Source organism: uncultured Cocleimonas sp., assembly GCF_947495625.1.
Taxonomy (GTDB): Bacteria; Pseudomonadota; Gammaproteobacteria; order Thiotrichales; family Thiotrichaceae; genus Cocleimonas.
On record NZ_CANLZW010000036.1, the window covers coordinates 41843 to 49152 of the forward strand.

General features: G+C 39.7%; 6 protein-coding genes. 4 read left to right on the plus strand and 2 right to left on the minus strand.

Annotated elements, in window-relative coordinates:
* Nucleotides 1–217: 217 nt before the first annotated feature.
* Nucleotides 218–2890, plus strand: coding sequence for a [protein-PII] uridylyltransferase (glnD, locus tag Q1A31_RS17305; RefSeq protein ID WP_299879697.1), 2673 nt, complete (start codon nucleotides 218–220; stop codon nucleotides 2888–2890).
* A gap of 29 nt (nucleotides 2891–2919) precedes the next feature.
* Here the strand turns inward: glnD and Q1A31_RS17310 are convergent, their stop codons facing one another.
* Nucleotides 2920–3498: a hypothetical protein gene (locus Q1A31_RS17310; protein WP_299879700.1), complete on the minus strand. Its 579-nt coding sequence runs from the start codon at nucleotides 3496–3498 to the stop codon at nucleotides 2920–2922.
* Nucleotides 3499–3718: 220 nt separating this feature from the next.
* Complete coding sequence (gene trmJ, locus Q1A31_RS17315) at nucleotides 3719–4480, minus strand: tRNA (cytosine(32)/uridine(32)-2'-O)-methyltransferase TrmJ (protein WP_299879703.1); 762 nt, start codon at nucleotides 4478–4480, stop codon at nucleotides 3719–3721.
* 112 nt (nucleotides 4481–4592) lie between these two features.
* On the opposite strand from trmJ, the gene Q1A31_RS17320 reads away from it, so the two are divergent.
* From Q1A31_RS17320 to Q1A31_RS17330, 3 genes are all read left to right on the plus strand, one after another.
* Complete coding sequence (locus Q1A31_RS17320; RefSeq protein WP_299879706.1) at nucleotides 4593–5387, plus strand: inositol monophosphatase family protein; 795 nt, start codon at nucleotides 4593–4595, stop codon at nucleotides 5385–5387.
* Between the two features lie 213 nt (nucleotides 5388–5600).
* Nucleotides 5601–6230 carry a MarC family protein gene (locus tag Q1A31_RS17325; protein ID WP_299879709.1) on the plus strand — a complete coding sequence of 210 codons (630 nt, stop codon included), beginning with the start codon at nucleotides 5601–5603 and terminating at the stop codon, nucleotides 6228–6230.
* A 100-nt stretch (nucleotides 6231–6330) separates the two neighbouring features.
* Nucleotides 6331–7230 (plus strand): DMT family transporter, encoded by a 900-nt coding sequence (locus Q1A31_RS17330; RefSeq protein WP_299879712.1) that lies wholly within the window; start codon nucleotides 6331–6333, stop codon nucleotides 7228–7230.
* Nucleotides 7231–7310 lie beyond the last annotated feature (80 nt).

Genomic DNA, 7310 nt, shown 5'->3' on the forward strand with positions numbered 1-7310 from the left:
GCATCAATGCTGTAATCAAAACTCAATAGTTATAGCCGCGCAAGGATAACAAATTGCGCTGTAATAAGGTATTTATTCAGTGTTTATTCGTCATTATTTGCTATTTAATTCATTCATTATTGGGTAAAAACTAGGTATTTATAGTGATAGCTACAAAAAACCGCCTAAAAGTAGGGGGGTGTATTTAAGTTATCCCTAATTCGTGCATAATCCCATCATGACTTCTACTCCTTCTCTTAAAGAAACCTTACAACTCAATAATCAACAATTGCAGCAGCAATTTGAAGATGGGGTTGCGATTCAAGATATTCTCAAACAACGCAGCCAGACTATTGATGGATTATTGCAATCGATGTGGTCTCAGCAAAACAATGATAATCCCGATGATAGACTTGCGGCTGCTTTAGTAGCTGTAGGTGGTTATGGCAGAGAGGAAATGCATCCGGCTTCCGATGTCGATTTATTGGTATTGCTGGCTGATGAGCCGAGTTCAGAAGATGAAGCAAAGCTTTCTGACTTTGTTACTCAATTATGGGACCTAGGTCTGGAAATTGGACATAGCGTGCGCACTCTGGATGAGTGTGTCACTGAAGCTACGGAAGATTTAACGGTGATTACCAACCTTATTGAGTCGCGTTTTCTTTGCGGTGATGAGGATGTCTTTAATCAACTTAAAGACCTCATCGCTGTTGATAAAATGTGGAGTAGCGAAGAATTCTTTAAGGCGAAAATCAAAGAGCAGGAAGACCGCTACCTTCGTTATGGCGATACTGCTTATCGTGTGGAACCCAATTTAAAAGATGGTCCTGGCGGTTTGCGCGACTTGCAAACCATAGGTTGGATAGCATTGCGTGAATATGGTATTGGCTCATTGAAGACGTTGAGTGATGCTAAAGATAACGATTTATTAAATCCTAAAGAATATGAAACTTTAATTGAGGCGCGTGATTTTTTATGGAAAGTACGTTTTGCCTTACATCAGATAACGGGTAGAAAAGAAGACCGGTTGCTATTCGATCACCAGCGAGACCTTGCGCATAGTTTTGGCTATACCAATGATGAGCACAATGAGTCGATCGAAGCATTCATGCAGCGCTATTACAAAACCATCACGCAGCTTGAGCGTCTTAATGAAATTTTACTCGGCTTACTTAGACAGCGTATTTTATTAGCCAATCAGGCTGAACCTGTATCTATTAACAATTATTATAGCAATCAGGATGGCTATCTGGATTTGGTGCAAAAAGATATATTCAGCGAACAGCCCCATACAATTCTGGAAGTTTTCAATATATTACAAACCGTACCGAACTTAAAAGGCTTAACACCTTCCACGATTCGCGAACTACGACGTAATTTGCACTTAGTGGATCAGGATTTTCGTGATAATCCGCATAATAAACAAATGTTTATCAATATTGTTTCGGCTAACCACAGGGTGAATTTTGTTTTAAGGCGCATGAATCGCTATGGTGTTCTCGCTGCCTATATTCCTGCTTTTGGTAATATTGTAGGCCGTATGCAATACGATCTTTTCCATGCATACACAGTTGATGATCACACCTTGAATGTGGTGCGAAATATTCGTGTTTTGAGCATTGAAAAAGGCGCAAAAGAGCTACCTTTTTGTCATGAGCTTTTCAAGCATATAGAGAAACCAATGCTGCTTGTTCTGGCAGGTATCTTCCACGATATTGCAAAGGGTAGAGGTGGAAGTCACTCCGAATTAGGAGCTGTTGATGCGCTTGAATTCTGTCGATCACACAGTCTTAGCGAAGAAGATTCTCAACTGGTTAGTTGGTTGGTAGAAAATCATTTGCTGATTAGCAGTATCGCACAACGTAAAGATATTAATGATCCTGAAGTAATCAAAGAGTTTGTAGAAGTAGTAGGCACTTTGGAAAGACTGGAATATCTACACATTTTAACTATTAGTGATATCAAAGGAACAAACCCAACCTTATTAACAAGTTGGAAACATTCTTTGCTAATCGAGTTATTTAAGAATACACGTAAATACCTACAAAACGACGTAGTTAAAACAGCAAGTAATGAAGATATAATAGAGCGAGAAATACAGAGCAAAAAACAAGCGGTACTTGCCAAAGTTGAAAAAAATGGCATGGATAGAGCTAATTGTGAGCGCTTCTGGCAGCGTTTTGATGATGATTACTTTGTTCAGTTCTCAGGAGAAAGACTGTTCTGGCATATTCAGGAAATTGCGGAAAACAAAAATATTTTAAATGTCAGGGTTAGCCCATTACAAACATCAAAAGAGCAACTAACAGGAAACCCTGAAGAAGAAATCATAAAAATTGCAGACAGTAATATTACCAAAAGCTCTGTTTTACTTATTTACACAAGAGATAGGGAAGGATTGTTTGGAAAAATCACGTCGGCAATTGAGCAGCATCGCCTGAATACAGTGGGAGCGAGTATTACATCCACCAATGATGGTTATGATCTGTTTACTTTTTATCTGCTGGATAATGACGGTAAACCATTACAAAGTTATGACGACAAAGAAAAGTTATTGAACACCATTAAAAAGAATTTATCACAACAGCAACCCTCTTATAATTTTGATCATCATAGAATGCCACGACAACTAAAGCACTTCGAAACTAAAACATCAGTAGAATTTAGTATTAATGAGAATCACCAACAGACAGAAATTGTGATTATTACAGCAGATGGCGCTGGAATTTTAACCAGGATTAGTGAAGTTTTTACCCAGTACGGAATCAATATACATAATGCGCGAATTTCTACCTTGGGTGAAATTGCGGAAGATATTTTCCTTGTAACCACTAACAGTGGAAAGCCTGTTACTTCAAGTGAAAAACAGGCTGAACTGGAAGCGGCGTTGATACAGAAACTAGATTCTTAAATTCTAGATTACTGAAAGTAATGTAATCTTTAAATACTAGTGGGTATTACATTCAGGCTGTAAATAGAATCGTTGAGTGGCATCCCTTCTAATTCCAGCTGTCGATGGTATTCAGATTCTAAAGGCGCGCCAATCAATGAGGCTTCTAAATCCTGTCTTGCACTCTCTTCCATGGCAGATTCTAGTCGAGTTGTATCTAGATCAGTCCAGAAATCATTTGCTGTCACATCGTAGTTAAACGAAACACGACTTAAGCCATCAACATTCTCTGGTTGCTCGATTTCAAAAGATTGTTGCTGATATGAAATCGGATGCATTTCTGTGCTGTCGTCTTTGCTTTTAAAAGACTGTTCCAGAGAATATAAATTATTGCGAGGACTGCTTCGTACAGGGCTGCTTATATGTACCTTGTTATGTACAGCGTTAGCAACCGCTTTGAGTTTTAACGGGTTTTGTAAAAAGCCAAAAATGGAGGCAATCCCCAAAACTAAGGCTACAACCGCCACAGAATAAAAGAGTGGTGATGCTAATGTGTCCTTGAAGCCTGTTGTGCTGTATACCTTCGGCTCATGAAAGCTTTCGTTAACAGTTTGCTTTTGATTATTCATTGCTCATTCTCTCAAATCATTTTATTTTTATTTTTAAGAGCGTTTTATTGGGGTGTTCTTTGTGCCAATTCTATGCGAATTATGCAAAACTCAACGCTCTTTCACCTAAAAAATAGACAATTATCTATCTTATTTCAAGGATTTTACGCCTAACGGCTGAGCCTAAGCTGAATGAGAGCAATTTTAACGATAATTTTAAGCTATTATTTTGAATAAGTTATTAGCGATTCTTCTTTTGAATAGCTGCCAGAAATCCGCGCTGAATATTGAGTTCACTTCGCGTCATGCTAGATCGGGAATAGAGGCGCCTCAAACGAGTCATTAGGTGCTTGGGGTTTTCTGGGTCTAAGAACTCGACTTCTTCCATCACCTGTTTTAAATGCTGATAAAAACCATCAAGTTCGTCTGATGTAACCCATTCATCTTCCTTGTTTTTTTCTGGTTTTTCATTTGCTTTAAGTGTATCTGAAGAATCAACTTTTGATGCAGCGATACGGCATTCATAAGCCAGTAATTGAACCGCAGATGCCACATTTAAAGAGCTGTAATCCGGATTGGTAGGGATGTGTACTAAATGCTGGCAAACAGCGAGTTCGTCGTTGGTGAGTCCTGAACTCTCTCGACCAAACAATAGTGCAACTTTTACTTTGGACGCATGTTGCGCGAGGGTTTCTCCACATTCGCGAGAATCTTGAATATCCCAGCTCAAAGTACGTTCATGTCTGGCGCTGCTGCCCACGACTAATTGGCAATCGGCTATCGCTTCGGCTAAGGTTGAGACGACGGTGGCATTGTCTAGAATATCAGTGGCATTCGCAGACATTGCATTAGCTTGTTCATCAGGAAAAGATTTGGGATTTACCAAATAAAGATCAGATAATCCCATAACTTTCATGGCACGAGCTGCAGCACCGATATTTCCGGGATGAGACGTGTGAATCATTACAATTCTTATGTTATCTAATATGTTGTTGTTAAGCATTTTCTGTTAGACTCTCGCGGCTGAAATTAACTTGGCAAGTATCTATTAAGATATTGCTGAGATAAGTATAAAATTGTTTTGATCTGATGAACTACTATTTACGGAAATTGTTATGAATCCTATGTTAAATATGGCTATTAAAGCCGCCCACGAAGCTGGCGACATCATTGCGCGCAGTGCCGATAGGATCGACCAGTTACAGATCGAAAACAAGGATAAAAATGATTTTGTTTCTGAAATAGATCGTGCCGCCGAAGATACTATTATTGGTATTCTAAAAAAAGCATATCCGGATCATAGTTTTATTGGTGAAGAAAGTGGAAAGATTGAAGGTACTTCTAAAGAATACGAATGGATAATTGATCCTCTGGATGGCACCACTAACTTCCTTTACGGTGTGCCACATTACGCAGTTTCAATCGCGTTGAGAAAGAACGGAAAAATTGATCAGGGTGTTGTTTACGATCCAATGCGCGATGACTTGTTCTATGCATCACGAGGCGGCGGAGCATTTTTAAATAATCGTCGAATTCGTGTTTCTAAACGTCTGTCGTTAGAAAATGCATTATTAGGAACAGGAATCCCTTACCGCCCAGATCAATCTGAAATCATTGATACTTACCAGCTAACAATGAAAGCGTTGATGCTAAATACGGCAGGTGTTAGACGAGCAGGTTCTGCGGCATTAGACCTCGCCTATGTTGCAGCAGGCCGATACGATGGTTTCTGGGAATTCGGATTACATGAGTGGGATATCGCTGCAGGTGTACTATTAGTACAAGAAGCAGGTGGTCTTGTGGGTGATATGCAAGGTGGCGAAATGCACATGCAGTCTGGTGATATCGTTGCAGCAAACCCAAAAGTTTTCAAAGATATGATCAAACGTCTACATGGTGTGCTTAAATAAGCATTCTTAGCTTAAAAGCGCGCTTAGCTAAAAAGTGCATGGCTAAAAAGAATACTTAAAAAATATTTAACTTAAAAATAATATTATTCACGGGCAAAATTTATATATCCAACTACAATAGATGAAATAAAACACACCCCCTACTTATGGGTGTTTTTTGTATCCAGGATTTATTTAGTGCTTGTATAAGCAATTCTTTAGTAGCTATTTATTATGTTCGAAACCTACATTCTTGCACTAACAACATTCTTCGCGACTGTCGGACCTATCGACGTGGCTGCAGTATTTGCGGGGCTAACGTCTCAACGAAGTGCGCGCACTAAAAGTAAAATTGCCTTTAAAGGGGTGATGATTGCAACCACTATCCTTTTGGCATTTGCTTTTCTCGGTGAGGCTATATTGAGTTCGCTGGGTATAACGCTTCCTGCATTACGCGTGGCTGGTGGTATCTTATTGTTGCTGATAGGCATTGATATGGTCTTTGCCCGACATTCTGGCGGTACTTCGGCAACAGAAGATGAAGTGGAAGAAGCGGAAAGCAGCCAGGATATCAGTGTGTTTCCCGTAGCCACTCCGCTTATTGCAGGTCCTGGAGCAATGGGCGCTGTTATCTTACTGATGGCCAATGTTCAAGGTGATATTGCACAGCAAAGTATGGTGATTTTAGGTCTATTAAGCATCATGTTAATTACCTATATTTCACTGATTGGTGCGAGCCAGTTGCATAGATTTATTGGTGTTACCGGCTTGCAAGTAATCACTCGTGTTTTTGGCGTTATTCTTTGCGCATTAGCCGTTCAGTTTATGTTTGATGGCATCAAACATAGTGGTTTGATTTCATAACTGAAAAATTCTGATTTGTTCGCTTTGATTGGTTCTATAAAAAATATAACTAAGCATAAATAAGAAGCAAGCACCTTAATCAAAGAGAAGTAATCGCTCTATGCAATCCCATAATATCGCCCTTGGTGCCTTTTTAATCGTCCTGTCTGAACTGGCGATACTCGCCACAGGAATGATAATCAAAACCATATCTGCTGAAGTATCTATTGAGCAAATTGTCTTTGTCAGAAATTTTGTGGGCCTATTAATATTGTTGCCATGGTTGATGCAGAAAGGTATTTCACGACTACACACCAAACATATTGGGCTCCACATCGCTAGAAGTCTGGTTGGTTTGACCGCAATGGTTTGTTTATTTTACTCCTGGGGGCATTTGCCGCTTGCACAGGCTTCGTTATTAAAACAAACATCACCGATTTTCATTCCGATTTTCGCCTTTTTCTGGATCAAAGAAAGTATTGGTTTGAAAACGATTGTCGCCATTGTAGTTGGATTTCTTGGTGTTGTATTAATCATTAACCCCGGTGCGGGAGAATTCAACGCGGTGGTTCTATTGGCATTAATTGGGGCGATGTTGGCAGGGCTTGCTAAAGTAATTATTCGTAAAATGACTGCCACAGAAACCCCAGGACGCATTGTGTTTTACTTTGCGCTTATTGGTACCTTGGTTTCAGCAATTCCAGCGCTGGTAAACTGGGTGAGTTTAAGCTGGGTTCAACTAGGTGCTTTAGCGGGTATCGCGGCCTTCTCAACAATTGGACAATTGGCATTGAGCAAAGCTTATAGCCACGCACCTGCTGGTCAACTTGGCCCATACACCTATACATCAGTGGCTTTTGCCGCTTTATTCGGTTGGATAATCTGGAATGAAGTCCTGGATTACAAAACCATAATTGGCATCATGATTATTGTCTTTGCGGGCGTTTTAGCGATGACCGATAGACGAATCAGTCGGATTAAAGCAGAACAAAAACAGATAGTGTTCGATAAAAATAAATAAACACACCCCCCACCTTGTATGTTCACTCTTAAGATCAATTGAGAGTTTTTTCATAAGATAATTCTATCAATAGTTCTTTA

Coding starts and splice junctions, on each gene's coding strand:
- Q1A31_RS17310 (WP_299879700.1), bottom strand. CDS start 3,498: ATGAATAATCAAAAGCAAACTGTTAACGAAAGCTTTCATGAGCCGAAG.
- Q1A31_RS17320 (WP_299879706.1), top strand. CDS start 4,593: ATGAATCCTATGTTAAATATGGCTATTAAAGCCGCCCACGAAGCTGGC.
- Q1A31_RS17325 (WP_299879709.1), top strand. CDS start 5,601: ATGTTCGAAACCTACATTCTTGCACTAACAACATTCTTCGCGACTGTC.
- glnD (WP_299879697.1), top strand. CDS start 218: ATGACTTCTACTCCTTCTCTTAAAGAAACCTTACAACTCAATAATCAA.
- Q1A31_RS17330 (WP_299879712.1), top strand. CDS start 6,331: ATGCAATCCCATAATATCGCCCTTGGTGCCTTTTTAATCGTCCTGTCT.
- trmJ (WP_299879703.1), bottom strand. CDS start 4,480: ATGCTTAACAACAACATATTAGATAACATAAGAATTGTAATGATTCAC.